This is a genomic window from Micromonospora sp. NPDC092111 (assembly GCF_044755745.1).
Taxonomy (GTDB): Bacteria; Actinomycetota; Actinomycetes; order Mycobacteriales; family Micromonosporaceae; genus Micromonospora.
This window is the reverse complement of record NZ_JBIVRQ010000002.1, coordinates 174247-200641: the sequence shown is the minus strand read 5'-3', so window position 1 is coordinate 200641 and position 26395 is coordinate 174247. Positions and strand designations below refer to the sequence as shown.

The 26395-nt window shown below is 75.5% G+C and carries 21 protein-coding genes and 1 pseudogene; 15 read left to right on the top strand and 7 right to left on the bottom strand.

What is annotated here, in order from left to right; all coding sequences use genetic code 11:
* Positions 1-40 precede the first annotated feature (40 nt).
* The 5 genes and pseudogenes from ACIQG9_RS06970 to ACIQG9_RS06950 form a co-directional block, all read left to right on the top strand.
* Positions 41-751 (top strand): annotated as a pseudogene (locus tag ACIQG9_RS06970) (ABC transporter ATP-binding protein); the annotation flags it as partial.
* Positions 752-906: 155 nt separating this feature from the next.
* Positions 907-1797 carry a branched-chain amino acid ABC transporter permease gene (locus ACIQG9_RS06965; protein WP_400398968.1) on the top strand — a complete coding sequence of 297 codons (891 nt, stop codon included), beginning with the start codon at positions 907-909 and terminating at the stop codon, positions 1795-1797.
* Positions 1794-2915, top strand: a complete 1122-nt coding sequence (locus ACIQG9_RS06960; protein WP_400398967.1) for a branched-chain amino acid ABC transporter permease — start codon at positions 1794-1796, stop codon at positions 2913-2915. Before ACIQG9_RS06965 ends, ACIQG9_RS06960 begins: the two co-directional genes overlap by 4 nt.
* A gap of 136 nt (positions 2916-3051) precedes the next feature.
* Positions 3052-5193 (top strand): DEAD/DEAH box helicase, encoded by a 2142-nt coding sequence (locus tag ACIQG9_RS06955; RefSeq protein WP_400398966.1) that lies wholly within the window; start codon positions 3052-3054, stop codon positions 5191-5193.
* A 193-nt stretch (positions 5194-5386) separates the two neighbouring features.
* A complete protein-coding gene (locus ACIQG9_RS06950; protein ID WP_400398965.1) occupies positions 5387-6388 on the top strand; it encodes a hypothetical protein in 1002 nt (333 codons plus the stop codon).
* Between the two features lie 152 nt (positions 6389-6540).
* Here the strand turns inward: ACIQG9_RS06950 and ACIQG9_RS06945 are convergent, their stop codons facing one another.
* A complete protein-coding gene (locus ACIQG9_RS06945; protein ID WP_208568271.1) occupies positions 6541-6957 on the bottom strand; it encodes a helix-turn-helix domain-containing protein in 417 nt (138 codons plus the stop codon).
* Between the two features lie 285 nt (positions 6958-7242).
* On the opposite strand from ACIQG9_RS06945, the gene ACIQG9_RS06940 reads away from it, so the two are divergent.
* Entirely contained in the window at positions 7243-7686 is a 444-nt protein-coding gene (locus tag ACIQG9_RS06940; RefSeq protein WP_400398964.1) for a hypothetical protein, read from the top strand.
* 33 nt (positions 7687-7719) lie between these two features.
* Here the strand turns inward: ACIQG9_RS06940 and ACIQG9_RS06935 are convergent, their stop codons facing one another.
* The 4 genes from ACIQG9_RS06935 to ACIQG9_RS06920 form a co-directional block, all read right to left on the bottom strand.
* Positions 7720-8883 carry a class I SAM-dependent methyltransferase gene (locus ACIQG9_RS06935; RefSeq protein WP_400398963.1) on the bottom strand — a complete coding sequence of 388 codons (1164 nt, stop codon included), beginning with the start codon at positions 8881-8883 and terminating at the stop codon, positions 7720-7722.
* A 235-nt stretch (positions 8884-9118) separates the two neighbouring features.
* Entirely contained in the window at positions 9119-10825 is a 1707-nt protein-coding gene (locus ACIQG9_RS06930; RefSeq protein WP_400398962.1) for a DEAD/DEAH box helicase, read from the bottom strand.
* Positions 10826-11459: 634 nt separating this feature from the next.
* Positions 11460-11687: a DUF3107 domain-containing protein gene (locus ACIQG9_RS06925; RefSeq protein ID WP_400398961.1), complete on the bottom strand. Its 228-nt coding sequence runs from the start codon at positions 11685-11687 to the stop codon at positions 11460-11462.
* Between the two features lie 65 nt (positions 11688-11752).
* Positions 11753-12391: a TetR/AcrR family transcriptional regulator gene (locus ACIQG9_RS06920; protein WP_091242199.1), complete on the bottom strand. Its 639-nt coding sequence runs from the start codon at positions 12389-12391 to the stop codon at positions 11753-11755.
* 149 nt (positions 12392-12540) lie between these two features.
* Between ACIQG9_RS06920 and ACIQG9_RS06915 the strand changes: the two genes are divergently transcribed.
* The 6 genes from ACIQG9_RS06915 (at position 12541) to ACIQG9_RS06890 (ending at position 20663) form a co-directional block, all read left to right on the top strand.
* The gene (locus ACIQG9_RS06915) at positions 12541-15477 is read left to right on the top strand and encodes a hypothetical protein (protein WP_400398960.1); all 2937 of its coding nucleotides are present in this window, start codon (positions 12541-12543) and stop codon (positions 15475-15477) included.
* Between the two features lie 44 nt (positions 15478-15521).
* Positions 15522-16496 (top strand): alpha/beta fold hydrolase, encoded by a 975-nt coding sequence (locus ACIQG9_RS06910; RefSeq protein WP_400398959.1) that lies wholly within the window; start codon positions 15522-15524, stop codon positions 16494-16496.
* A gap of 5 nt (positions 16497-16501) precedes the next feature.
* Positions 16502-17467 (top strand): DUF3152 domain-containing protein, encoded by a 966-nt coding sequence (locus ACIQG9_RS06905; RefSeq protein WP_400398958.1) that lies wholly within the window; start codon positions 16502-16504, stop codon positions 17465-17467.
* Positions 17468-17538: 71 nt separating this feature from the next.
* Positions 17539-18348 carry a DUF3152 domain-containing protein gene (locus tag ACIQG9_RS06900; protein WP_400398957.1) on the top strand — a complete coding sequence of 270 codons (810 nt, stop codon included), beginning with the start codon at positions 17539-17541 and terminating at the stop codon, positions 18346-18348.
* 110 nt (positions 18349-18458) lie between these two features.
* Positions 18459-19640, top strand: a complete 1182-nt coding sequence (gene moeZ, locus ACIQG9_RS06895) for an adenylyltransferase/sulfurtransferase MoeZ (protein WP_400398956.1) — start codon at positions 18459-18461, stop codon at positions 19638-19640.
* Positions 19641-19733: 93 nt separating this feature from the next.
* Complete coding sequence (locus ACIQG9_RS06890; protein WP_400398955.1) at positions 19734-20663, top strand: prenyltransferase/squalene oxidase repeat-containing protein; 930 nt, start codon at positions 19734-19736, stop codon at positions 20661-20663.
* Between the two features lie 83 nt (positions 20664-20746).
* On the opposite strand, the gene ACIQG9_RS06885 is transcribed toward ACIQG9_RS06890, so the two are convergent.
* Together ACIQG9_RS06885 and proB are read right to left on the bottom strand one after the other, a co-directional pair.
* Complete coding sequence (locus ACIQG9_RS06885) at positions 20747-21988, bottom strand: glutamate-5-semialdehyde dehydrogenase (RefSeq protein ID WP_400398954.1); 1242 nt, start codon at positions 21986-21988, stop codon at positions 20747-20749.
* Between the two features lie 11 nt (positions 21989-21999).
* Complete coding sequence (proB, locus tag ACIQG9_RS06880) at positions 22000-23157, bottom strand: glutamate 5-kinase (protein WP_400398953.1); 1158 nt, start codon at positions 23155-23157, stop codon at positions 22000-22002.
* Between the two features lie 13 nt (positions 23158-23170).
* On the opposite strand from proB, the gene ACIQG9_RS06875 reads away from it, so the two are divergent.
* The 3 genes from ACIQG9_RS06875 to ACIQG9_RS06865 are packed head-to-tail and all read left to right on the top strand — an operon-like array spanning position 23171 to position 26393.
* A complete protein-coding gene (locus tag ACIQG9_RS06875; RefSeq protein WP_400398952.1) occupies positions 23171-23482 on the top strand; it encodes an MGMT family protein in 312 nt (103 codons plus the stop codon).
* A 32-nt stretch (positions 23483-23514) separates the two neighbouring features.
* Entirely contained in the window at positions 23515-24939 is a 1425-nt protein-coding gene (locus ACIQG9_RS06870; RefSeq protein ID WP_400398951.1) for an MFS transporter, read from the top strand.
* Positions 24936-26393 (top strand): pyridoxal phosphate-dependent decarboxylase family protein, encoded by a 1458-nt coding sequence (locus tag ACIQG9_RS06865; RefSeq protein WP_400398950.1) that lies wholly within the window; start codon positions 24936-24938, stop codon positions 26391-26393. The genes ACIQG9_RS06870 and ACIQG9_RS06865 overlap by 4 nt, the downstream gene beginning before the upstream one ends.
* Positions 26394-26395 lie beyond the last annotated feature (2 nt).

Genomic DNA, 26395 nt, shown 5'->3' with positions numbered 1-26395 from the left:
GGGTGTGCGAGCCCCGCAGTCGGGAACGGAAGGCGGCCCGGTGGTTGAACCCGTCCTGAGCGTCGAGGACCTGTCGGTCCGGATCGCCGGGCTGCACATCCTCCAGGGGGTGTCGTTCACCGTGGCACCGACCGGGGTGACGGTGCTGCTCGGGCGCAACGGGGTGGGCAAGACCACCACGCTGCGCGCGGTGGTCGGCCTCACCCCGCGCAACGGGGAGGTCCGCGGAGCCGTCCGGATGAGTGACCGGAGTCTGCTGGACCGCCCCACCCACCGGCTGGTACGCGGTGGGCTCGGCTACGTGCCGGAGGACCGCTGCGTCTTCGCCGGCCTCACCGTCGCCGAGAACCTCCGGCTGGCGGAACGGCGCGGCACCACCCCGGCGTACGACCGGGTCTTCGCGCTCTTCCCGGAGCTGGACCGGCGCGGACGGCAACGGGCCGGTTCGCTCTCCGGCGGGCAGCAGCAGATGCTCGCCATCGGCCGCGTGCTGCTCAACGACAACCGGCTGCTGCTGGTCGACGAGCCGACCAAGGGGTTGGCACCGAAGGTGGTGACCGAGGTGGCCGAGGTGCTGGAGCGGGTCGCCGAGTCCGTGCCGGTGCTGCTGGTGGAGCAGAACCTGGCGGTGGTGCGCCGGCTGGCCACCGACGCCGTGGTCCTCGCCGCCGGCCGGGTGGCCTGGGCCGGGGATGCCGGGGAATTGCTGCGGGAGGCCGAGCTGACGAGGTCCCTGCTCGGCGTGGGCTCCGGCGGCCACGACGCCGGAGTCGGTTCGGGCGGGCAGGGCACCGGCGTCGGCTCCGGCGGTCACGGCAGCGGGGTCGGCTCGGGCGGGCAGGACGCCGGGGTCGGCTCCGGCGGGCACGACAGTGACGGCGCTGCCGGGAATCCGGAGGTGCGGGCATGAGCGACATCGTCCTGCTCACCCTGACCGGGCTCGGCCTGGCCGCGCTGTACTTCCTGGTCGCCTCCGGGCTTTCCCTGGTCTTCGGCCTGGCGGACGTGCTGAACTTCGCGCACGGGCTGTTCCTCGGCGTCGGCGCGTACGCCACCTGGTGGGCCGCCGGGAACCTGCCCGGCGCCGGCCCGGACGGCCTCGGTTTCGTGCTGGCGGTGGCCTTCGGGGTGGCCGCCGGGGCGCTGGTCGCGGTGCTGGTGGAGCTGGTGCTGATCCGGCCGCTCTACTCCCGCACCATCGAGCAGGTGCTGGTGACCGTCGGCCTGTCGCTGGCCGGGGTGGCGCTGCTCCAGGCCACCTGGGGCGCGGACGCCCGGCCGTTCCCCCGGCCGGCGTGGACCCGGCAGGTGACCTCGATCCTCGGCGCGAACGTGCCCAACGGCGGGCTGCTGCTGATCGTCGCGGCCGTGCTGGTGCTCGGCGCGCTGCTGGCCTTCCTCCGCTGGACCCGGTACGGCCTGGTGATCCGGGCCGGGGTGGAGAACCGGGAGATGGTGACCGCGCTCGGCATCGACGTCCGCAAGGCGTTCACCCTGGTCTTCGCGATCGGCGGGGCCGCCGCCGCGCTGGCCGGCGCGTTGGGCAGCACCTACTACGGCACCGTCTCGCCCGGCCAGGGCGGCTCCCTGCTGATCTTCGCGTTCATCGTGGTGGTGATCGGCGGGATGGGTTCGGTGGTCGGGTCCGCGTACGCGGCGGTCGCGGTGGGGCTGCTGCAACAGTTCGTCAACTACTACGGGCCGTCGGGACTCGGCGACATCTGCGTGGTCGGGCTGCTCGCCGTGGTCCTCCTGCTGCGCCCGCAGGGCTTCGCCGGGAAGGTGGCACACGCATGACCGACTCGATGGTCGACGCACCCCCGGCGGCGGTGCCGGCCGAACTGGCCCCGCGACGGTCCCGCTGGCAGCGGCTGCGGCCCTGGCTGCCGCTGGTGGCGCTGGCCGTGGCGGCGGTCGTGCCGTACTCGACGGCGCACCTGCCGGGGCTCTTCGAGGGGCCGCTGAACTCGCCGGGCACCCTGCAACTGCTCGCCATCTGTCTGGTCTTCGGCGGCCTGGCCGCCGGGTACGACCTGCTCTTCGGGCGGACCGGGATGCTCTCCTTCGGGCACGCGCTCTACTTCGCCGCCGGGGTGTACGGCACCGACGTCCTCGTCACCCGCGCCGGGTTGCCGCTGTGGCAGGCGGCGCTGCTCACCGTCGTCGGCGCGACCACCCTCGCCGCGCTGCTCGGCGCGATCGCGCTGCGCACCGTCGGCATCGCCTTCGCCATGGTGACGCTCGCCTTCGCCCAGGTCGGCGCGATCCTGGTGACCCGGGACTTCTGGGGTTTCACCGGTGGCGAGGAGGGGCTGCCGCTGGACGTCTCCGGGCTGCCGGCGGCCCTGGTCGGGGTGACCAACACGGTCAACCTGTACTGGCTGGCGCTGGCGTACCTGGCGGTGGTGGTGCTGGTGGTGCACCGGGTGAGCGGTTCGCCGACCGGGCGGGTGCTGGCCGGGCTGCGTGACGACGAACGGCGGATCGGGGTGCTCGGGCTGGACCCGTACCGGTTCAAGCTGGTGGCGTTCGTCCTGGCGGGTGGCCTCGCGTCGGCCGGGGGAGTGGTCTACTGCCTGATCGTCGGTGGTGCGAGCCCGCACGTCACCACCTCGGAGCTGACCCTGTCGCTGCTGGTCATGGTGGTGCTCGGCGGGCCGGGGACCCGCTGGGGTCCGGTGCTCGGCGGCATCGTCTACATGTACCTGGACCACCGCCTCACCGCCTTCGGCAGCAGTGACGCGGTGAACGCCCTGCCCACCGTGCTGAGCGCACCGCTGAGCCAGCCGCTCTTCGTCCTCGGCACGGTCTTCATCCTGGCCGTCTACTTCTTCCCCGGCGGCCTGGCCAGCCTCGCCCCCCGCCTGACCCCCCTCACCCGCGCCCTACTCCCCGCCCGCTCCCGCCGCCCCTGAGCCCGCCCCCGTTGATCAAGAGGTTTGCGTCACCGGAGCCGCAGGAGCCTGACGCAAACTTCTTGATCAACCCGGCGGGACGGGGTGCCGGCCCGGCGGGACGGGGTGCCGGCCGGCGGGGTGGTAGAAAGGGCGGGTGGGGGTGCGGGGGCGGGCCGAGGCGGTGCTTCGGCGGTTGGCCGGGGAACACGCCCGGCTGCGCGAGGACCAGTGGCGGGCGATCGAGGCGCTGGTGGTGGACCAGCGCCGGGTGCTCTGCGTCCAGCGCACCGGCTGGGGCAAGTCGGCGGTCTACTTCGTCGCCACCGCCCTGCTGCGTGAGCGCCCCGACCAGGCCGGCCCGACGGTGATCGTCTCGCCGCTGCTGGCACTGATGCGCAACCAGGTCGAGTCGGCGGCAAGGGCCGGCATCCGGGCCCGCACCATCAACTCCGCCAACCTGGACGAGTGGGACGAGATCACCGCCGAGATCCACGCCGGTGCGGTCGACGTCCTGCTGATCAGCCCGGAGCGGCTCAACAACCCGGACTTCCGGGACACCGTGCTGCCGAGGCTGGCCGCCACCACCGGGCTGCTGGTGGTGGACGAGGCGCACTGCGTCTCCGACTGGGGGCACGACTTCCGTCCCGACTACCGCCGGTTGCGTACCTTCCTCGGCAACCTGCCGGAGCGGACGCCGGTGCTGGCCACCACCGCCACCGCCAACGCCCGGGTGACCCAGGACGTCGCCGAGCAACTCGGCACCGAGCTGGCCGACCCGGCCGCGCGACGCCCCGACGTGCTGGTGCTGCGGGGCACCCTGGACCGGGAGTCGCTACGGCTGGGCGTGGTCGACCTGCCCAGCCCGGCGCACCGGCTGGCCTGGCTCGCCGACCACCTGGACACGCTCCCTGGCTCGGGGATCGTGTACACGTTGACCGTGGCGGCGGCGACCGAGACCGCCGAGTTCCTGCGGGCGCGCGGCTGGTCGGTGGCGTCTTACACCGGGCAGGCCGAGGACGCCGACCGGCGGGCCGCCGAGCAGGACCTGCTCGACAACAAGATCAAGGCGCTGGTCGCCACCAGCGCGCTCGGCATGGGCTTCGACAAGCCGGACCTCGGCTTCGTGGTGCACCTCGGCGCGCCGCCGTCGCCGATCGCCTACTACCAGCAGGTCGGCCGGGCCGGCCGGGCCGTCGAACACGCCGAGGTGCTGCTCCTGCCCGGCGTCGAGGACGCGGCCATCTGGCGGTACTTCGCCTCGCTGGCCTTCCCGCCCGAGGAGCAGGTGCGCGCCGTGCTGGCCGCCCTGCACACCGACCGGCCACTCTCCACCCAGGCCCTGGAACCCGTCGTCGACCTGCGCCGGGCCCGCCTCGAACTGATGCTCAAGGTGCTCGACGTGGACGGCGCGGTCCGCCGGGTGCGCGGTGGCTGGCTCGCCACCGGCGAGCCGTGGGTCTACGACGAGACCCGGTTGCGTCGCGTCGCCCAGGCGCGCACCGCCGAGCAGCAGGCCATGCGCGAGTACGCGACCACGACCGGCTGCCGGATGCGCTACCTGCGCGAATGCCTGGACGACAGCGGGGCGGACGACTGCGGCCGGTGTGACCGCTGCGCCGGGCCGCTGTTCACCGCCGATGCCTCCGACCTCGCCCTCACCGCCGCGCAGACCTTCCTCGGTCGCCCCGGGGTGGAGATCGCGCCGAAGAAGCTCTGGCCGACCGGCCTCGACGCGGTGGGCGTACCCCTGAAGGGGCGGATTCCGCCGGCGGAGCAGGCGCTGCCCGGGCGGGCCGTGGGACGGCTCTCCGACCTGGGTTGGGGTGGGCGGTTGCGCGGCCTGGTCGGCCCGGACACGGCGGACGGGCCGGTCCCCGACGACGTGGCGGCGGCGGTGGTCGAGGTGCTGAAGGCATGGGCGCACGGTGACGACCGGTGGCCGCGCCGCCCGGTCGGCGTGGTGACGGTCGGCTCCCGCAGCCACCCGGCCCTGGTCGGTTCGCTCGCCGAGCGGATCGCCACGGTCGGCCGGCTGCCGCTGCTCGGCCGGGTCGTCCCGACCGGTCCGGCCGGGGCCGGCGGGCCGCGCGGCAACAGCGCCCAGCGGGTACGCGCCCTGCACGACGCCTTCGCCGTTCCGGACGACCTGGCCGCCGCGATGGTCGGGCTGGCCGGCCCGGTGCTGCTCGTCGACGACCTGGTCGACTCCGGCTGGACGACGACGATGGTGGCCCGGTTGCTGCGCCGGGCCGGTGCCCCCGACGTGCTCCCGCTCGCCCTCGCCGTCGCCGGCTGACCCGTCGCCCCCGCTGTTGCCGGGGTGGTCGGTCGCCGGGCCTCGTCAGCGCCGAACTCCGCCTGATCGAGGGCGGCGAGCAGGTCGGTCGGCCAGCCGGGCGGGAAAGTTCCCGGGGCGGCCGGATTGCGACCGTCGCCACGGTGCCCGGCCACCGTCCTGGCGGCGGTAGCGGCGACGGTACCGTGGGCACATGGCCGACCAGTTCGCGTCGCCCGGCGGATGGGCGCTGTCCGGGGGCGGGTCGCCGCCCGGCGACCGGTCGGCAGATCCGGCGTCACCGATGGGGCCGGACCGGGCCACGCTACGGCTGGCGCTGGTGGTGGGCGGCCTGGTCCTGGCCGTCCTGCTCGGCTTCGGGCTCGGCCGGGCCAATCCGGGGCCGCGCACCCCCACGGCGGCGGACGCGGCCTCCGCCGCCGGTGACCACACCCACGCCCCCGGCACCGGCGCGCACCAGCACGACGCCACCGCCGGGCAGGGGGGCACCGACGGGGCCACCGGCCTCTCGGTCACCTCCGACGGCTACACGTTCACCCCGTCGGGCGGGGAGTTCACCGCCGGGCGGGCCGGGGAACTCCGCTTCCAGATCCGGGACGCCCAACGTCGGCCGGTGACCCGGTTCGCGGTCGTGCACGACAAGCCGATGCACCTGGTCGTGGTGCGCCGCGATCTCACCGGATACCAGCACCTGCACCCCACGATGGCGACCGACGGCACCTGGTCGATCCCGCTGACCCTGTCGCAGCCGGGCGTCTGGCGGGCGTACGCGGACTTCACCGCGCTCGCCGACGACGGCCGGCAGACCGCTGCCACGCTCGGGGTGGACCTGGTCGCCCCGGGCGGTTACACGCCCCGCCCGTTGCCCCCCGTGGCCACCGACACCACCGTGGACGGCTTCGCCGTCGGCTACGCGGGCACCCCGCAGGTGGGTGTCGCCGTCCCGCTGCGGTTCCAGGTCCGGGACGGCTCGGGGCCCGCCACCCTGGAGCGCTACCTCGGCGCGTACGGCCACCTGGTCGTCCTCCGCGAGGGTGACCTGGGCTACCTGCACGTGCATCCCGACCCCGCCCCGACCGCCGACCGGGTGACGTTCTGGCTGACCGCGCCCGGCCCGGGCAACTACCGAATGTACCTGGACTTCAAGGTCGCGGGCGTGGTGCGGACCGCCGAGTTCACCCTCACGGTGCGCTGACCCCGACCGACCCGGTCCCGCCGGAGCCCCGCCCGGCCGCTCCGGCCGCCCGCCCGGCCGCCCGCCAGCCCGGCCGCCCGCCAGCCCGGCAGCCCGGTCGGCAGCCCGGCCGTTCCGGCGGCCAGGCAAGCCAGCCGCCCAGTTCAGCTCGTTCAGCCGGCCCGGCGGACGGGGCGGCGGGCCAGGTAGCGGAGCAGGTCCCGGATGTGGTGCTTCTCCTCGGCGGGCACCGCCGGATCGGCCAGCCGGTCGAGGATCACCCGGACGTCCGCCTCGACCGGGCCGTCGTCGGCGCGGCGGCGGGGGGCCGGACCCGCGTCGGGCAGTCCGAGCGCCCGGAAGGCCGCCGCGACCGGCAGGTCGAGGGCGGCGCAGAAGCCGCGTACCTTGGCCAGCTCGGGATAGTCCTGCCAGTCGCCGGCGAGCCAGCGGAAGACGGTGGACCGGCCGACGCCGGTGTGGGCCGCGAGGTCGCTCACCGTCCAACCCCGCTCGTCACGGGCGTCGTCGATGGCCCGTCGCACGAAGCGGGCGAAGGCCATCTGCGGTGAAACCTCTGTCGAGCCCATACCTGCGAGGTCGCTCCCTTCGGCGGTAGCCGGGTGTCGGTGCGCCCTTCGAAGGGTAGTACCACCACGCGTCGTTGCAATTGCCCGATCTACCCGACGGTCCCGTCGACAGGATCGTGGGCGTCGCGGAGCCCGGCCGCCGCTGTGCGGACCTGGTGCGTAGCCCGCGAGCTGGGCTGGTGGGACGAGCAGCACGACGGACCAGCCATTGCCGTTCGTCAACTAAGCTCGACCCGCCGGCGGTGGTCACACTCCAGGCCGCCGGTCAGTCCGACGAGGAGCAGCATGGCCGAACCCGACCGTCCGGTGCCGCACCGCCCGGGTGCGGTCAGTCTCTTCTTCGTCGCCAAGGCCGGCGTGTTCGCCCTGGGCTGCTGGATCTGGCTGCTGGTGCTGGTGCTGACCGGCGACGAGGTCACCGGCGTGCACCTGCTGGCCGCGACCGGTGCCATCACCACCACGTTGGTGGGGGTGGTGCTCGGCGTCCGGCTGGCCACCCAGCACAGCGCCGCCGTACGGCACGCCGAACTCAGGCGGCTCCTGGTGGACATCTCCTGGAACGCCTTCACCGCCGCCGGCAACGCCGAGACGTCGGGCACGGTGGTGCCGTTCCCGACCGCGCCCGGCGAGGACGAGCGGAGTCCGCGCGGGCGGGTCTCCGCCTTCGAGCGGGGCCCGGGGGAGCGGTCCGCCGGCCGGGACCGGGGCGGCAACGACCACCGACGCTGACGCCGGGGCGGTGCCGGCCGTGGCCCCGGGCGCTCACTGCCCGTCCGGGGCCTCCGCTGCGGCGAGCAGGGTCGCCAGGCGGGGGGTGACCTGCCACTGGTCGACCAGTTCCCGATACTCCGCCCGCTGAGGTTCGGTGCCGGCGGTGCCGGTGTGGCGGGCCCGGATCAGCAGGTTCCGTGGGGTGTGCCGAGAGTCGACGAACTCGACCACCTCCGCCCGGTAGCCGTGCAGCCGTAGCAGGCCGGCGCGGAGCGCGTCGGTGAGCACGTCGGCGAAGCGTTCCCGCAGGATGCCCTGCCGGGTCAGCAGCTCGTACGGTGCCGGGGCCGGCCGGGAGCGTAGCTGCGCCGCCAGGTCGTGGTGGCAGCACGGCGCGGCGAGGATCCAGCGGGCACCCCAGCGCACCGCCCGGGCCAGTGCCTCGTCGGTGGCGGTGTCGCAGGCGTGCAGCCCGAGCACCAGGTCGGGGGCGGGCTCGACCACCGCGTCGGCGATGGTGCCGGCCACGAAGGAGACCCGGTCGGCCCAGCCGAGTCGGTCGGCCAGCTCGCTGTTGCGCTGCCGCTGGTCCTCCCGGACGTCCACCCCGACCAGTTCCACGTCGAGCCCGCGCCGGGACAGGTACCGGTACGCGGCGAAGGTCAGGTAGGCGTTCCCGCAGCCCAGGTCGACCACGCGCAGTGAGCCGGTCAGGTCGTCGGGCAGGGTGGCGGCCAGGGCGCGCAGGAAGGCGTCCACCTGTCGCCGCTTGGCGGCGGTGCCCCCGATCTCGGTGAAGATCGGGTCGCCCGGGTCGAGCAGGTACTCCTTGGCCCGGTCGTGGCCGTCCGGCGCGGTGGCCGGGCGGCTGGTGGTGGCCCGGTGCACCTGCGCCTCGCCGGACCTGGTCACCCGTAGCTGGAGCGTCGCCTCGACGGTCTCCACGTGCCAGTTGCCGAACGGCTCGGCCAGCAGCGCGTCGACCGCCGCGTCGGCCTCCGCGCCCGGCGTCACGTTCCGGGTGTACGGCCGGGCCCCGTCGGACGTGGAGATTTGTAGCCGTGGCCCGGCCTTGAGGGCGACCGGGCGCAGTTCGGCGCGGACCACCGAGGGGCGCTGCCCCCGGCGTCGGCCGGCGGCGACGGCACGGGTCAGGGCGGGGTCGAGCAGCAGCGCCCGTACCTCGGTCAGGGCGGCGTCCAGCGGTTCCGGCATCGTTCCATCATCCTTGCCGTCCGGCGGGCCACGCGGCCGGGCCGACCCGGGGTGTCCCGCGCCGCAGCACCGCCGGTGATCCGTCCACGTCATCAGCTCGACAGGCGCACCGGGGCACCAGCCCGCCCGGGACGGGCATGCGTGAGGCATCCATCCCCGCAGTGCGCCCTGGGGTGGACAGGCGACATCCCCCGGGCCGTCGTACGCGGTCCGGGGGATGTCGGGGTGGTACCTGTCAGTCGGCGGTGGCCTCGGCCGGCGTATCCGCGCCGGAGCCGCCACCACGACGGCGTCGGCGGCGGCGCGGCCGGGCCGGCTCGCCCTCGGCGGAGGCCGCCGGAGCGGCCGGTTCGGCGTCGGTCGGGTCCCCGCCGATCACCGCGGTCGGCTCGCCCGCGAGCACCTCGCCGGCCCGGCGGCGACGCCGGCGGCGCGGGGTACGGGTGCCCTCGTCGGCGGACTCGACGGGTGCCTCGGCAGCGTCCGGCGTGCCGGCGGCGTCCGGACCCCGACGGCTCTCGCCCCGGCCCCGGCTCTCGCTCCGGCCCCGACCGTCGCCGCGACCGTCGCCCCGGCTCTCGCCGCGCCGGGAACCCCGGCCGCCGCCCTCGCCCCGACGGGACCGGCCACCCAGGTCCTCCTCGACCTCGGCGGCGAGCCCGGCGCGGGTCCGCTCCGCGGTCGGCAGGGTGCCGGTGATCTCAGTGGAGATGTCCAGGTCGGTGTAGAGGTGCGGGGACGTGTGGTACGTCTCCTGCGGCTCCGGCATGTCCAGGCCGAGCGTCTTGTCGATGATCCGCCAGCGGGGCATGTCGTCCCAGTCGACGAAGGTCACCGCGACGCCGGTCGCCCCGGCCCGGCCGGTACGGCCGATCCGGTGGGTGTAGGTGTCCTGGTCCTCGGGGCAGTCGTAGTTGATGACGTGGGTGACGCCGCTGACGTCGATGCCCCGGGCGGCCACGTCGGTGGCGACCAGCGTGTCGATCTTGCCGGCCCGGAACGCGCGCAGCGCCCGCTCGCGGGCGCCCTGGCCCAGGTCGCCGTGCACGGCCGCCACGGCGAAGCCACGGAAGTCGAGATCCTCGGCGACCCGGTCGGCGGCCCGCTTGGTCCGGGTGAAGATCATGGTGAGGCCGCGCCCCTCGGCCTGGAGGATCCGGGCCACGATCTCGATCTTGTTCATCGAGTGGGTGCGGTAGGCGAGCTGCTGGGTCTGCGGCGACGGGCCGGTCTCGGCGGTGTGCCCGGCGTGGATCGTCACCGGGCGGCGCAGGAAGCGCCGGGAGAGGGTGACGATCGGGTCCGGCATGGTGGCCGAGAAGAGCATGGTCTGCCGGTCCTCCGGCAGCATCGCCAGGATCTTCTCGACGTCGTCGAGGAAGCCCAGGTCGAGCATCCGGTCGGCCTCGTCGAGGACGAGCGCGCGGACCCGGTCCAGCCGCAGGTGCTTCTGCTTCTGCAGGTCCATCAGCCGACCCGGGGTGCCGACGAGGATCTCGACGCCCTTGCGCAGCGCGTCGATCTGCGGCTCGTACGCCACGCCGCCGTAGATCGGCAGCACCCGGACGCCCCGGGTCTTACCCGCCGCGGCGAGGTCCTTGGCGACCTGGATGCCCAGTTCGCGGGTGGGAACGACGACCAGGGCCTGCGGCACGCCGTCGCTGCCCTCGGCCGGCGCGAAGACCCGCTCCAGCAGCGGTACGCCGAAGCCGAGGGTCTTGCCGGTGCCGGTCGGGGCCTGGCCGATCAGGTCGGTGCCGCGCAGCGCGATCGGGAGCGCGTACTCCTGGATCGCGAAGGCGCGGGTGATGCCCGCCGCGGCCAGCGCCTCGACGGTCTCGGGGCGCGCGCCGAGCGCGGCGAACGTGGGGGCCTCCGGGCGGACCGGGGCGGTGGGGGCCAGTTCCTGGCCCCCGAGCTGGTCGAGAATCTGTTCGCTCATCTGGATCTGGGGGTGCCCTCTCGTGGTGCGCCCCGTCTTGTCCTCAGGGCGCGGTCGGTTTGGCGCGGGCCACGCGGTCGGGGGCGGAGTCGCCGAGCCGGACCGGGCCGCACGCGCGCCACGGGCAGGACTTCGATCAGATCGGCGCCCGCGGCAACTGCTCCATACTACCCGAGCTGCCCTCTTCCCGCCCCTGACCTGGTTGACCAGCTCTCCGCCGGGGGTGGAAAAAGTGACCTGAGTCACTCGGTCTACGCCTTGGGGGCCGGCCGGCAGCCCCGCGCGTTGCGGGCGTACCACGCTCGACCGAGCCGAAGGACTGGCGGGAGGCGGTGACCAAGGCGTACGTCGGGACGCGATCACCGACGACTTCCCGGGCGAGATCGCCGACCGGCTGGTGCGGGAGGCTCCGCACGACTCCCGGTACGCCGAGTTCGCGGCGGCCGCGATCCGGGCCGCGATCGAGGCCGATCGCCGGGGTGGCGTGGACGTGCCGGCGCGCTGTTCGGCAGGCTCACCGCCCACCACACGGGCCGGCTGACCGCCGTCGGCCTGAACAACTGAGCGCCCGCCGGGGCGGACGGACGCGGGTCCGGCCCGCGGCGGGATCACCCGCCGCGGGGGCCGGACCGGGTCAGCGGACGGTGAACCCGACCGCGCGCGGGGACGCCTCGGCGATCTCGACGTAGGCGACCTTGCCGACCGGCACGATGACCCGTCGACCCTTCTCGTCGGTCAGGGACAGCGTCCCCTCGGCCCTGCCGAAGGCGTCGGTCACGATCTGCTCGATCTCGGCCGGCGACTGCGCGCTCTCCAGAACCAGCTCGCGGGGCGCGTACTGCACGCCGATCTTGACCTCCACTGTGCCTCCTCAGGTGGGCGAAAGAGCCGCCGATGGGAAGGCTATCCGATCTCGGGACCGGATGTTCAGGCTGACTCACCTTGCAGCGGGAAGCTCGCGATGCCGCGCCAGGACAGCGCCGCCACCAGCGCCTCCGCCTCGGCCTTCGGCACCTGCCGGCCGCCGGCCAGCCAGAACTGGGCGGCCGTCTCGGCCGCCCCGACCAGGCCGGAGGCGAGCAGTTCGGCGTGTGCCCGGCTGACCCCGGTGTCCGAGATGATGGTGTCGGTTATCGCCGCGATGCAGCCCTGTTCGACCCGCTCGACCCGTTGCCGGACCGCCGGGTCGTTGCGCAGGTCCGACTCGAAGACCAGGCGGAACGCCTCGCTCTCGTGGTCGACGAAGTCGAAGTAGGCGCGCACCGACGCGCCGACCCGCTCCTTGTTGTCGTTCGTGCCGCGCATCGCGTCGTGCACCTTGGCGACGATGGCGTCACAGTGGGTGTCCAGCAGCGCCAGGTAGAGATCCATCTTGCCGGGGAAGTGCTGGTACAGCACCGGCTTGGACACCCCGGCCCGCTCGGCGATGTCGTCCATCGCGGCGGCGTGGTAGCCCTGCGCGACGAACACCTCCTGCGCCGCCGCGAGTAGCTGCTTACGGCGTGCCGAACGGGGCAGCCGGGTGGGCCGGCCTGCGGTCTGCGCACCGTTCCCCACAGCGGTCATGGGAACCTCCGAGTTTCGTCGTACGAGCTGGCACTTTTCCCCCGTACCGGTCGGGGTACTCGCCCCGGCCCCGGAATTGGCCCGCCGCTGTAACTTATCGCCACTGTCACCACACGGTAGCCTCAGCGGGGGCGACCAAGGAGCGCGCGGTGAGTGAAACAGGGCAACCGGGTGCCGCCACCCCGGGAGAACACGACGACGGGACGGGTCAGCAGGACGACCTGGCTCGCTCCGTCAGCGGATGGGCACCTCCGGCGACCGGGTGGTCCGGCGGGGCCGACGCCCCCGGCTACCGGGAGACCGGCTCCCCGTGGAACCGGGCCGACCCGACCGCCGGCTGGGGAGGCCCGTCGCCGCTCCGCCACGGTGACCTGCCCGCGTCGTTCCCCGTACCGGCGGCCGGCGGCGACGCGCCGCACAACGGCCACGCCCAGCTCAACGGCCACGGCCACGGCGATGACCTCCCGTCCCCGGTCCGCCACCCGGTGAGCGCCCCGCCCGCCGACCCGCGCTTCGGCGTCGACGACCGTCGGGACGCCGAGGGCGACCGGCTGGTCGTACCGGCCCAGCGGCCGGCGTCCCCGGCCGAGCAGCAGTACGACCCGGAGGCCACCCGGCACTCGTCCGACGAACCACCCTCCCCCCGGGTGAGCCGCTGGGCCGAGGGGAACCTCCCCGCCTCCGCCCCACCGGCGGTGCAGGTCCCCCCGGTGGGCACCGCCGCGTCCGGGTTCGAGGTGCCACCCGGCCTGCACGCCCCCGAGCGGGGCGACGCCGAGCCGTACCCGGCCGACGAGCCGCGCGGATGGGCCGAGCGGTTCCCCACCGAGGCCGGGCCGCACGGCTGGGCCGAACGCTTCGCCGCCGGGTCGCCGACCGTTGGGCCGGGCGAGCCGCCCACCGCCGGGCGTCGGTCGGCCAGCCCGGCCGACGAGCCGGACTGGTCCGGCCCGAGCTGGAACCGCCCGAGCTGGGGCGGCAGTTGGGCCCCGTCGTGGTCCCGGGACGAAGACCAGCCACCCGGCCGCCGGACCCGCGCCGAGCGGGCGGCGGAGTGGTCCGCCGAACCGGCCCGCCCGTACGAGCCGGTCCGTGCCGAGCCGGCCCGACCCTACGAGCCGGTCCGTGCCGAGCCGGCCCGCCCGTACGAGCCGGTGCGCTCGGAGACGCCCCGGCCGTACGAACTGACCCGCTCGGAGCCGGTCGCCGCGCCGGAGCCGGCGGAGCCCGCCGTCGACCGGTCCGGCCGGGCCCGTCCGGGCGTGGCGCCGGCTGCCGACCTCCCCGCCCCGGAGCGGCCCGGGGCCGACCGGATTGCCCCGGACCGGGACCATCCGGTGGGCGACCTGCCCGCCGCGCCCCGCCCGACCACCGACCGGGCCGCCCTGGGCCGTTCGGACGCCGACCGTTCGGCCACCGGCCGTCCCGTCGAGCGGCCCGCCTGGGCCGGGGGTCGACCGGCCGCCGCGCCGCCCGCGCCCCGCGAGGAGCCGACCGCCGGCCCGTCCGTCCCGCGCGACGAACGGGACGTCGGGGCTCCGCCGGGAGCCGGCCGGGCCGACCAGCCGTTCCGGCTGGCCCGGGACGAGCCGGCCGGACCCCCGCCGGTGGCCGGCCGCGCCGATCAGCCGTTCCGGCTGCGGTCCGTGCCGACCGAGTCGACCACCCCCACCGACCACGGCGGCCACCCCCCGGATCCCGGCGCCCCCGCCACGAACGGGCCGCGCCGACTCGACCGGACCCCACCCGCGCCCGCTCCGACGAGCGCACCCCCCTACGCGGCCCGCCGATCCGCCCCTGATCCGCAGTCCACGGCCGACCCGGCCGGGGACGACCGGAGGCCGGAGCGGGGCACGGCGGTGCTGCCGCAGCGCGTCCCCGCCGAACCGGACGTGCCCGTCGTGCCGGAGCCGCCAGCCGTGGAGCCCCCCGCCGAAACCCCGGAACTCGCCCGCATCGCCACCCACCTGCGCCGCGACGACGAGCCCGCCCCGCTGCGGGAACGTCCCGAGGGCTTCGACGTCAACGCGATCCTGGATGCCGTACGTGAGGTCGCCGGGGTCCGGGACGCGGCGCTGCGGCGTACCCCGGCCGGGGCGCACAGCCTCCGGCTCGACCTGGCCGACGGGGCCGACCCGGCGGAGGTGAGCCGGATGGTGGCCCGCCTGCTCCAGGAGCGGATGGGGCTGGCGGCGGCACCGCAGAACCTGCCCGGCATGCCGGCCGCCCCGACGCCCCCGCCGCTGCGCCGCCGGACCGTCGAGCCCCGGTCCGGCGAGGAGTCCACCCCGACCGAGCGCCGGGACCCGGGCCGGCCCGGTATGCCGGCCGTCCCGACCGGCCGGGCCCGGGCCGTCGACCCGTCGTCCGGCGAGGAGCGTCCCACCGGTGGGCTCGGCCGGCCGGTGACCGACCGGCCCCAGGGCGGACCGGGCCGGGATGCCGAGGAGCAGCCGGCCGGCGACGGGAGGGCCGAGCAGCCGGCCACTGTGGCCGGGGTGCCCCGACGCCGCCGGCAGGCCACCGCCCACCGGGGCCGGGCCAGCGTGGAGGAGGCCGCCCCGGGCTCGGCGCTGCCGCCCACCGGCAGCCCGGCGACGCTCAACGCGTCGTACTCGGGCGGGCAGTTGACCACGACGGAGAGCGCGCCCTCGCGACCGCTGGACACCGGCGGCGTGCCGGGGCCGCGGGTGGTGATCGACCACGTCCAGGTGAGCACTTTCGGCCTGGACGCCACCGTCGAGGTACGCCTGCTCGCCGCCGGGGAGCCCGCCGCCGGGCACGCCACCGGCCCGGCCGTGGACGGGTACGTGCTGCGGCTCTGCGCGGTGGCCGCCGCGGCGGCCGTGGACGAGTTGCTGCGGCACGCCGAGCGGACCGCCGACCGGGGGCGCTGCTTCGTCGAGCACGCCGCGGTGGTGCCGTTCGGCAACTGTGAGGTGGCGACCGTGGTGGTGCTGCTGGTCTGCGACGGCTGGGTGGAGCAACTGGCGGGTTCGGCGCTGGTCGCCGGGGACCCCCGGCAGGCGGTGGTCCGGGCGACCCTGGCGGCGGTCAACCGTCGCCTCGAAGCGCTGCTGGCCTGACCGGCGCGGTGTCGGTACGGAACGGGACGGGAACACTAACCGGTATGAAGCGCGCCGCTCTCTGGCCCGAGGAGCACCTGCCCCCGCACCACCTGCCCCCGCCCTGGCCCGGCCGGCCGGTACGCCTCGACGGCACGCTGACCTACGTCCGGGAGACCCCGGCCACCGGGCCGGACGCCGAGCCCGCGCTCTACGTGCACGGGTTGGGCGGCTCGTCGCAGAACTGGACCGACCTGGCCGGCCTGCTCTCCGGCCGGCTCGACGGGCAGGCGATCGACCTGCCCGGGTTCGGGCGCAGCGAGCCGGGGCAGCGGTACACCATCCCGGCCTTCGCCGACCGGGTGGTGCGCTGGATCGAGCACTCCGGCCGGGGCCCGGTGCACCTGTTCGGCAACTCGCTCGGCGGGGCGGTCTCGGTGCGGGTCGCCGGTCTCCGCCCCGACCTGGTCCGCACCCTCACCCTGATCTCGCCGGCCCTGCCGTTCCTGAACTTCGGCCGGTCGTTGCAGGGGCGGATGCTGCCGTTGCTGGCCATCCCGCGCGGTGAGCGGCTGGCCGCCTGGCGGCTGGCCCAGCTGGCCCCGGAGGTGATGGCCCAGGAGGCGATGGAGGCGTGCGTGGCCGACCTGAGCCGGATCAGCGCGCAGCGCCGGCAGGAGGCCCTGGAGGAGATCCTGGCCCGCCACGAGGCGACCCACTACGCCACCGCGTACGTCCGGACGTTCCGGGGGCTGGTCGCCAGCTTCCTGCGCTCGTACCTGCCGGGGGCGGGGTCGATGTGGCGGATCGCCGCCGCGATCCAGGCACCCACCCTGGTGGTGGGGGGCATGCAGGACCGGCTGGTGGACGTCCGGGTGGCCCCGCAGACGGCCCGGGTCATCCCGGACAGCCGGTTGATGATGCTGGACGGCGTCGGGCACGTGGCGCAGTTGGAGGTGCCGCGTACGGTGGCGCGCGCCGTGCTGCACCTGCTCGCCGACGCGGGGGGCTCCGTGCCGCGCCCCGACGGGACAGGCTGACCGGGATGTCCGTTCTCCTCCGTCGCGGCCGGCCGACGCCGCGGTCGTCCCCGGCTGCCCGCCGCCCGCTCGGCGGCCGGTGGCGTCCCGCCGTGCTGCTGGTCGCCGTGTTGGCGGCCGGTTCGGGTGGGATGGTGGCGACGACGCACCGGCCGGAGGCCGGCCGGTTGCTGGCCACGCCGGCGACGGCCCCGGTCACCAGCGCGCCCGGCGTGTCCGTGCCGCCCGGCGTGTCCGTGCCGCCCGGCGCGACCATGTTGCCGGCGGCGTCCGGTGGGTCCGCGCCCGGGGCCGCGTCGACGGGGTTCACCGGGCCGTCGCCGGAGCCGGCCACCGAGGTCGGGTCGGCGCTGACCGCGCCGCCGCTCGCGCTGCCCGGTCCGGTGCCGGTGACCGGGCGGGGCACCTTCCGCTACGACGACCGGCCCGGGGCGACGCTGGGCCGCTCCGGCGTGGTGCGCCGGTTCCGGGTGGCCGTCGAGGACGGCTCGGGCGAGGACGTGCGGGCCTTCTCCGACGAGGTGCAGGCGGCGCTGGCCGGGCCGGGGAGCTGGGTGGACGGCGGCCGGCTGCGGTTGCGCCGGGTGCCGGGGGACGCGCCGTACGACTTCACGGTGTTCCTGGCGACGCGGCGGACGGCGGGCCGGATGTGCCTGGCCGGGGGAGTGGACATCCGGGTCGGTGGGCGGCCGTACACGTCCTGTCGGGCCCCGGGCCGGGTGATCCTCAACCTGGACCGGTGGCGGACGTCGGTGCCGCACTTCGTCCGGGCCGGGGTGCCGCTGTCGCGGTACCGGACGTACCTGGTGAACCACGAGGTGGGCCACCAGTTGGGGCACCACCACGAGGGCTGCCCGGGGCCGGGGCGGCCGGCGCCGGTGATGCAGCAGCAGTCGTTGTTCCTGCGCGGGTGCACGGCGAACCCGTGGCCGTACCTGGACGGGAAACGGTACGAGGGTCCGGCACTCTGAGCCGTGAAGCACCTTCATGTTCCGCGCGGCAATAGCGGCGATATGCCCGATTAGTCTGTCATGCTGGATGGGTGACATCCGTCGACCCGATCGTCCCCGACGACCGTCCGGAGCCCGCGACCACGCGTCCCGGGACGCGCCGGATGCGCCGTCGCCGTCGTCGTGCCGCCCTGCTCGGTCTGGTCCTGCTCGGCGCGGGCGGGGGCGGAGTCGCGGCGCTGCACCCCGGTGACCGCCCCGTCGCCCCGGCCCCGGTCGCCGGACGGGTGGCCGACGGGTTCGGCGCCGGCCAGCGGGTCGCGCCGTACCCGAGCAGCGGCCCCGGCCGCTTCACCGCGGCCGACGGCCGGTCCCCGGTGTACGGCCTCGACGGCCCGCTGCGCCGCTACCGGATCGAGGTCGAGCAGGACGCCGGCCAGGACGTCGACGCCTTCGCCGCCGCCGTGGACGGGACGCTGGCCGACCCGAACGGCTGGACCCGCTCCGGGGAACTGCGGATCCAGCGGGTGCCCGAGGTCGCCGCCGCCGACTTCACCATCTACCTGGCCACCCCGGCCACCTCCGAGCGGATGTGCGCCGAGGGGGGCCTGAGCACCGAGGGGTACACCTCGTGCCGGCTACCCGGGCAGGTGATCATCAACCTGGCCCGCTGGATGGACGCCGTGCCGGACTACGGCGCACCGCTGGCGGTCTACCGGACGTACGTGGTCAACCACGAGGTCGGCCACGAACTCGGCGAGGAACACCAGTCCTGCCCCGGCCCCGGCGAGCTGGCCCCGGTCATGCAGCAGCAGACGTACGGGCTGGACGGCTGCGTGGCGAACGCCTGGCCGTACGTCGACGGCTCCCGGTACGAAGGTGACCTCGTCCCCGGCGTCTGAGTTATTCCCGCTCCCGAATGTCGGGCGGGGTGTCCCTGCTCATGGCCGAGCGGCGGTCGACCGAGCGACAATGGCCCGGTTCGCCACCAGCCGATCCCGGGGAGTCCACCGTGTCGTTGCCCCCGCTCGTCGAGCCCGCCGCCGAGCTGACCGTTGACGAGATCCGCCGCTACTCGCGCCACCTGATCATCCCGGACGTCGGGGTGCAGGGGCAGCGGCGGTTGAAGAACGCCCGGGTGCTCTGCGTCGGCGCCGGTGGCCTCGGCTCGCCGGCCCTGATGTACCTGGCCGCCGCCGGCGTCGGCACGCTCGGCATCATCGACTTCGACACCGTCGACGAGTCCAACCTCCAGCGGCAGATCATCCACGGCGTCTCCGACGTCGGCCGGTCCAAGGCCGAGTCCGCCGCCGCCTCGATCCGGGAGATCAACCCGCTGGTGACCGTGGAGATCCACAACACCGCGTTGGACCGGGACAACGTCCGGGACATCTTCTCCAGCTACGACCTGATCGTCGACGGCACCGACAACTTCGCCACCCGGTACCTGGTCAACGACGCGGCGGTGCTGCTCGGCAAGCCGTACGTCTGGGGGTCGATCTACCGCTTCGACGGCCAGGCGTCGGTGTTCTGGGCCGAGCACGGCCCCTGCTACCGCTGCCTCTACCCGGAGCCGCCGCCGCCCGGCATGGTGCCGTCCTGCGCCGAGGGCGGCGTGCTCGGTGTGCTCTGCGCGTCGATCGGCTCGATCCAGGTCAACGAGGCGATCAAGCTGCTCGCCGGGATCGGCGAGCCGCTGGTCGGCCGGCTGATGGTCTACGACGCCCTGGAGATGGAGTACCGCAAGATCAAGGTCCGGAAGGACCCGAACTGCGTGCTCTGCGGCGAGAACCCCACGGTCACCGACCTGCTGGCCGACTACGACGACTTCTGCGGCGCGGTCTCCGACGAGGCCCAGGAGGCGGTCGTCGACTCGACCATCACCGCCGCCGAGCTGAAGGAGTGGCAGGACGCCGGCAAGGACGTCTTCCTGGTCGACGTCCGCGAACCCGCCGAGTACGAGATCGTCCGGATCCCCGGCGCCACCCTGATCCCCAAGGGCGAGATCATCTCCGGCGAGGCGCTGGCCAAGCTCCCGCAGGACAGGCAGATCGTGCTGCACTGCAAGTCCGGCGTGCGCTCCGCCGAGGCGCTCGCCGCGTTGAAGGCGGCCGGCTTCCGCGACGCCGTGCACGTCCAGGGCGGGGTGCTCTCCTGGATCAAGCAGATCGATCCCTCGCTGCCCGCGTACTGATCGGCGACCCGGGTCGGGGGCGGCGACGAACCGCCTCCGACCTCGGCCGATTCCCCGAGGCGTGATCGCGTTCCCGCCGGTAGCGTCTCCGCCGTGGTCGACTTGGACGCCGCCATCGGCTTCGTCGTGGCGCACGGTGACGCGGTGGACCGCGCCCGGCTGTCCCGGCTGCGCGCCGGTGCGCCGGTGCCCCCGGCGCTGCTCGACGCGGCCGAGGTCGGGCAGACGGCCGACGGCGGCTGGCCCGCCGTCCTCGGCGGTGCGGTCCCGTCCATCGACGCCACCTGCTTCCGCCTCGCCGAACTGGACGACCTGGGCGCACTCGGCCGGCCGGCGGCCCGGCACGCGCTGGACTGGCTGGCCGCCCGGCAGCTACCCGACGGCGGCTGGGACGAGGACCAGCGGCTGGCCGGCAGCGCCCCCGAGTGGGCCACCCCGGGCGACCCGGAGGCCCGCCTCTACCTCTCCGCCAACGCCGCGTTCTGGCTGAGCGTGGCCGGGCGGGACGCCCGCGCCGCCGGCCCGCTGGACCACCGGGTCGGCGGGGCGTACGCCGGGGTGGTGCAGGCGGCGGCGCAGGCGCTCGCCGGACAACTCGCCGAGGACGGCAGTTGGCCGTCCTTCCTCGCCGCCGGCTGGCTGAGCGCGGCCGTGCTGCACCGCCAGCAGCTCTACTACGAGTCGGCCCGGATCCAGGCGGTGCTGGCCGAGCGGATGCCGCAGATGTCCCCGGCCGACGTGGCCTCGCTGGCCGCCACGCTGCGCCGGGTGGAGGTGGGCGAGGAGCAGTGGGTGCTGGTCTCGGCCCGCAAGCGACTCGCCGAGACCCAGCGCAGCGACGGCGGCTGGAACAGCGACGACGGACGCCAGTTCGACGTGCACACCACGCTCACCGCGATCCGCGCCTGCCGCCCGGTCGGGCCGGTCCTCCCACCCGGGTCACCGATCGCCCCACCCGGGTCACCGGCCGTCCGGCGGGCCCGCGCGGTCGCCCCGATGGACGACGAGCCCGGCACCTGGTGACCCCGGCACCCACCCACCCACGCGTCGGGCCGGTGCGGCGTGGGTGGCCAGGTGGCCCGACGGCAGCAGGGGAGCCGGCCCGCTCAGCGCAGGTGGCCGTTCCCGGTCACCACGTACTTGGTGCTGGTCAGCTCGGGCAGCCCCATCGGACCCCGGGCGTGCAGCTTCTGGGTGGAGATGCCGATCTCCGCGCCGAAGCCGAACTCGCCGCCGTCGGTGAACCGGGTCGAGGCGTTCACCATCACCGCCGCCGCGTCGACCCGGGCCACGAACTCCCGGGCGGCGGACTGCGAGTCGGTGACGATCGCCTCGGTGTGCCCGGTGCCGTACCGGCGGATGTGCGCGACCGCCGCGTCGAGCGAGTCGACCACGGCGACCGAGATGTCCGCCGACAGGTACTCGGTGGCGAAGTCCTCCTCGGTGGCGGGCACCACCGCGTCCGAGTGGGCCGCGACCGCCGGGGAGCCGTGCACGGTCACCCCGGCCTCGGCGAACGCGGCCAGCACCGGCGGCAGGAAGGCGTCCGCGATCCCGGCGTGCACCAGCAGCGACTCGGCGGTGTTGCAGGTGGACAGGCGCTGGGTCTTGGCGTTCAGGGTGATCGCCACCGCCTTCGACAGGTCGGCCGCGGCGTCGACGTAGACGTGGCAGTTGCCCACCCCGGTCTCGATCACCGGCACCGTCGACTCCTCGACCACGGTGCGGATCAGCGACGCGCCGCCGCGCGGGATCAGCACGTCGACCAGGCCCCGGGCCCGCATCAGCTCCTTGACCGAGTCGCGGGAGCCGGCGTCGAGGAGCTGCACCGCGTCGGCGGGCAGGCCGGCCCCGGCCACCGCGTCTCGCAGCACCGCGACCAGTGCCGCGTTGGAGTGCGCCGCCGAGGACGAGCCGCGCAGCAGCGCCGCGTTGCCCGACTTCAGGCAGATGCCGGCGGCGTCCACGGTCACGTTCGGCCGGGCCTCGTAGATGATCCCGACCACCCCGAACGGCACCCGGACCTGCCGCAGCTCCAGGCCGTTGGGCAGGGTCGAGCCCCGGACCACCTCGCCCACCGGGTCGGGCAGCGCGGCCATCTCGCGCAGCGCGTCGGCGATGCCGGCCACCCGGCCCGGGTCGAGGGCGAGCCGGTCCAGCACGGCCGCGCTCAGCCCGGCCTCCCGCCCGGCCGCCAGGTCCGCCGCGTTCGCGGTCAGGATCTCGGGGGTACGCGCCACCAGCGCGTCGGCCATCGCGTGCAGCGCGGCGTCCTTCGCGGTACGCGTGGCGACGGCCAGTTCACCGGCCGCGTCCCGGGCCCGGCGGGCCTGCTCGCTGACGCTCATCCGTCCACTCCTCACAGCAGCACGAGGTCGTCGCGGTGGACGACCTCCCGTTCGTACGCCGGGCCGAGCGCCGCGGCGAGTTCTCCGGTGGACCGGCCGAGCAGCCCGGGCAGCTCCACCGCGTCGTAGTTGACCAGGCCCCGGGCCACCGGTGCGCCGTCGACGTCCACCAGGTCCACCGGGTCGCCGGCGGTGAAGGCGCCGTCCACCGCGGTGATCCCGGCCGGCAGCAGCGACTTGCGCCGGCCGACCACGGCCTGCACCGCGCCCGGGTCGAGGTGCAGCCGCCCCCGGGGCGAGGTGGCGTGCGCCAGCCAGAAGAGCCGGGCCGCCGGGCGCCGCCGCGCCGGGTGGAAGAACGTGCCGACCGGCGTGCCGGCCAGCGCGTCGCCGGCCAGCGGCGCGGCGGTCAGCACCACCGGGATGCCGAAGCCGGTGGCGATCCGCGCCGCCTCCACCTTGGTGACCATGCCGCCGGTGCCGACCCCGGCCCGGCCGGAACCACCGATGTCGACGCCGGCCAGGTCGCCGTCGCCGTGCACCTCGCTGATCCGGGTGCTGCCGGGCTGGGCCGGGTCGCCGGTCCAGAGCGCGTCGACGTCGGAGAGCAGGACCAGCAGGTCGGCGTCGACCAGGGCGGCGACCAGGGCGGCCAGCCGGTCGTTGTCGCCGAACCGGATCTCCTCGGTGGCGACCGTGTCGTTCTCGTTGACGATCGGCACCGCCCGCAGGTCGAGCAGCTTGCGCAGGGTGCGGTACGCGTTGCGGTAGTGCGCCCGCCGGGTCACGTCGTCGACGGTGAGCAGCACCTGCCCGACGGTGAGCCGGTGCCGGGCGAAGCCGGCCGCGTACCGGCCGATCAGCAGGCCCTGCCCGACGCTCGCGGCGGCCTGCTGGGTGGCCAGGTCGCGGGGGCGGCGGGGCAGCCCGAGCGGGGCCAGGCCGGCGGCGATCGCCCCGGAGGAGACCAGCACCACCTCGCGGCCGTCGGCGGCGAGCGCGGCGAGGGTGTCCACCAGGGTGTCGACCCGCGCGTCGTCCAGCCCGCCGGTCGCGGTGGTCAGCGAGGACGAACCGATCTTGACGACGATCCGCCGGGCCTGGGTGACTGCTTCGCGCACCCGCCCATTCTGCGCGGTCGGTCCCGGCGGACCTCGTCGCGTTCCCATATCCTGGCCGGTCGTGACGCCTGAGGAGTACGTGGAGGCGGTGCTCGCGCTGGTCGAGCGGATTCCGCCGGGTCGGGTGATGTCCTACGGGGCGGTCGCCGACGCGCTGGCCGAGCGGTCCGGGCGGGCCTCCGCCCGGCTGGTCGGCTCGATCATGGCCCGGCACGGCGGCGGGGTGCCCTGGCACCGGGTGGTGAACGCGGCCGGCCGGCTGCCGCCCGGGCACGAGGCCGAGGCGCGGGACCGGCTGCGCGCCGAGGGTTGCCCGCTGCGCCCCGCCGGGGTGGACATGGCGGCGGCCTGGTGGCCGGCGGAGGGGATGTGACCGGGGCCATAACGTGAGTAACATTCGGCCGGATGGACGCGCCCCCGCCCGACACCGGCTCCCGGCCCGCCGCCCCCGCCGTACCGGCCGGCGGTGGTGGCGTGCTGCCGCGCCGGGTGCACGCCGGCTACGCGCTCGGCTCGCTGGCCACCGGCGCGTTCGGCACCGTGCCGGGGCTGTTGCTGCTGCCGTACCTCACCGACACGCTGGGTGTCGCCGCCGGGGTGGCCGCCCTGCTGGTGCTGCTGCCGAAGGCGTGGGACGTGCTGGTCAACCCGGTCGCCGGGCGGGTCTCCGACCGGACCAGGTCCCGCTGGGGTCCCCGCCGGCCGTGGCTGCTCGGGGCCGGGTCCGCCCTCGCGGTGCTCTTCGCCGCCATCTTCGCCGCGCCCTTCGACGCCGGGCCGGCCGCCGGGGCGTACGTCGCCGTCACGTTCCTCGCCACCGCCACCGCGTTCGCCTTCTTCCAGGTGCCGTACGTGGCGATGCCGGCCGAGCTGACCGACGACGCGGCGGAGCGTACCCGGTTGATGAGCTGGCGGATCGCGGTGCTGGCGCTGGCCATCCTGATCTCCGGCGCGGTGGCCCCGATGGTGGTCACCGCCGGCGGCGACGGCGTGGCCGGGCACCGCTGGATGGGGGTGTTCGTCGCGGCGCTGATCGCGCTCGGCGCGCTCGGCGCGTTCCTCGGCACCCGCGACGCGCCCACCGGAGCGGTCGGTCAGACCGAGCCCACCCTCCGCGCCCAGCTCGCGGTGGCCGCCGGCAACCGGCCGTTCCGGGCGTTGCTGGTCTGCTTCGTGGTGCAGTCGGCCGGGGTGGCGACCATCCTCGCCGGGGTCAGCTACTTCGCCGGCCAGATCCTGCGCGACCCGGCGACCGGGCCGACCCTGCTCTTCGCCTGTTTCGTCGGGCCGGCGCTGCTGGTCATGCCGCTGTGGACCCGGGCCGGCGCGCGGCTCGGCAAGCGGTCCGCGCTGGTCACCGCGTCGCTGCTGCTCGCCGCCGGGGCGCTGGCCCTGGTCGCCGCGCCCGTGCTGCCGGCCGTCGCGGTGTACGCGCTGGTCGCCCTGATCGGCGTCGGGTACGCCGGGCAGCAGGTCTTCGCCCTCGCCATGCTGCCCGACTGCATCGCCCACGAGACCACCCGGACCGGCCGCCGCCAGGCGGGCGTCTTCACCGGCCTGTGGACCGCCGGGGAGACCTTCGGCCTGGCCCTCGGCCCCGGCATCTACGGGCTGGTCCTCCAGCTCGGCGGGTACGTCCCCTCCGACACCGGTGCCGCCGCCGCCCAACCCGACTCGGCCCGCCTCGGCATCCTGCTGGGCTTCACGGTGCTGCCGGCCCTGCTGATCGCCCCGGTGACCCTGCTCCTCCGCCGCTACCTGGTCGCCGCCCCGGCGGTGGCGGGTGCGGACGCCACCGCACTGTCCGGAAAGGACACCACCCGTCCATGATCGACGAGAACGGGGTGCCCGCGGAACGGGTGCTGGACGAGATCCGTGCGCTGCGGGCGGCGGACCGGCCCACCCACGGGGGCCGGCTGTTCGCGTACGTGTACGACCCGGCGGTGGCCGGGCTGGACGAGTTGGCCGCCGCCGCGTACGCGCAGAGCGCGCACGTCAACGGGCTCGACCCGACCGCCTTCCCGTCCCTGCTGGCGATGGAGAACGCGCTGGTCGGGGCGGCCGGCCGGCTGCTCGGCGGCGGCCCCGGCAGCACCGCCCCGGACGTCGTCGGCAGCGTCACCAGCGGCGGCACCGAGTCGCTGATCCTCGCCGTCAAGGCGGCCCGGGACGCCCGGCCGGCGGTGACCGCGCCCCGGATCGTGGTGCCGGCCAGCGGGCACGCCGCCTTCGCCAAGGCCGCCCACCTGCTCCGGGTCACCCTCGACCCGGTCGCCGTCGACCCGGTCACCCTGCGCCCGTCGGTCGCCGACATGGCCGCCGCGATCCGGCCGGAGACGGTGCTGGTGGCCTGCTCCGCCCCGTCGTACGCGCACGGGGTGGTCGATCCGGTGGCCGGCATCGCCGAGGTCGCGGCGGCGGCCGGGGTGCGCTGCCACGTGGACGCCTGCTTCGGCGGCTGGACCCTGCCGTACCTGCGCCGGCTCGGTGTGCCGGTGCCGCCGTTCGACTTCACCGTCGCCGGGGTCACCTCGATCTCCGTCGACCTGCACAAGTACGCGTACGCCCCGAAGGGCGTGTCGGTGCTGCTGCACCGGGACCCGACGCTGCGCGCCCCGCAGTACTTCGCGTACGCCGACTGGCCCGGCTACACCATGGTCAACCCGGTGCTCGCCTCCACCCGGTCGGGCGGCCCGATCGCCGCCGCGTACGCCACCGTGCGGCACCTCGGCGACGCCGGCTACCTGCGGCTCGCCACCGTCACCCGGGACGCCGTCCGGGCGCTGGCCGACGCCGTGCGGGACGTCGACGGGCTGCGGCTGATGGCCGAACCGGAGTCCACCGTGGTCTGCTTCACCACCACCGATCCGGCGCTGGACCTCTTCGTCCTGGTCGACGAGCTGACCGCCCGGGGCTGGCACACCCAGCCCCAGCTCCGGTACGCCGACCTGCCGGCCAGCGTGCACCTCACGGTGACCGCCTCGGTCGCCCCCCGGGTCGCCGAGTTCGGCCCGGACCTGGCCGCCGCCGTGGCCGCCGCCCGCCGGGCCGGGCCGGTCGAGCTGCCGGCCGAACTGGTCGCCCTGGCCGGGTCGCTGACCCCGGACGCGCTCACCCCGGAGCTGATCGGCGGGCTCGCCGCCGGGCTGGGCCTCGGCGGGGCCGGTGGGACCCCGCCGGACCGGATGGCGGTGGTGAACGCCCTGCTCGACGCCGCCCCGGCCGCGCTGCGGGAACGTCTGCTGGTGGAGTTCGTCGGGCTGCTGCAACGCCCGACGTGGTGACC

Excerpts from the sequence above, each read along its gene's own strand:
- ACIQG9_RS06965 (WP_400398968.1), top strand. The coding sequence starts at position 907 with ATGAGCGACATCGTCCTGCTCACCCTGACCGGGCTCGGCCTGGCCGCG.
- ACIQG9_RS06960 (WP_400398967.1), top strand. The coding sequence starts at position 1,794 with ATGACCGACTCGATGGTCGACGCACCCCCGGCGGCGGTGCCGGCCGAA.
- ACIQG9_RS06950 (WP_400398965.1), top strand. The coding sequence starts at position 5,387 with ATGGCCGACCAGTTCGCGTCGCCCGGCGGATGGGCGCTGTCCGGGGGC.
- ACIQG9_RS06945 (WP_208568271.1), bottom strand. The coding sequence starts at position 6,957 with ATGGGCTCGACAGAGGTTTCACCGCAGATGGCCTTCGCCCGCTTCGTG.
- ACIQG9_RS06940 (WP_400398964.1), top strand. The coding sequence starts at position 7,243 with ATGGCCGAACCCGACCGTCCGGTGCCGCACCGCCCGGGTGCGGTCAGT.
- ACIQG9_RS06935 (WP_400398963.1), bottom strand. The coding sequence starts at position 8,883 with ATGCCGGAACCGCTGGACGCCGCCCTGACCGAGGTACGGGCGCTGCTG.
- ACIQG9_RS06930 (WP_400398962.1), bottom strand. The coding sequence starts at position 10,825 with ATGAGCGAACAGATTCTCGACCAGCTCGGGGGCCAGGAACTGGCCCCC.
- ACIQG9_RS06920 (WP_091242199.1), bottom strand. The coding sequence starts at position 12,391 with ATGACCGCTGTGGGGAACGGTGCGCAGACCGCAGGCCGGCCCACCCGG.
- ACIQG9_RS06910 (WP_400398959.1), top strand. The coding sequence starts at position 15,522 with ATGAAGCGCGCCGCTCTCTGGCCCGAGGAGCACCTGCCCCCGCACCAC.
- ACIQG9_RS06905 (WP_400398958.1), top strand. The coding sequence starts at position 16,502 with ATGTCCGTTCTCCTCCGTCGCGGCCGGCCGACGCCGCGGTCGTCCCCG.
- ACIQG9_RS06885 (WP_400398954.1), bottom strand. The coding sequence starts at position 21,988 with ATGAGCGTCAGCGAGCAGGCCCGCCGGGCCCGGGACGCGGCCGGTGAA.
- proB (WP_400398953.1), bottom strand. The coding sequence starts at position 23,157 with ATGGGAACGCGACGAGGTCCGCCGGGACCGACCGCGCAGAATGGGCGG.
- ACIQG9_RS06870 (WP_400398951.1), top strand. The coding sequence starts at position 23,515 with ATGGACGCGCCCCCGCCCGACACCGGCTCCCGGCCCGCCGCCCCCGCC.
- ACIQG9_RS06865 (WP_400398950.1), top strand. The coding sequence starts at position 24,936 with ATGATCGACGAGAACGGGGTGCCCGCGGAACGGGTGCTGGACGAGATC.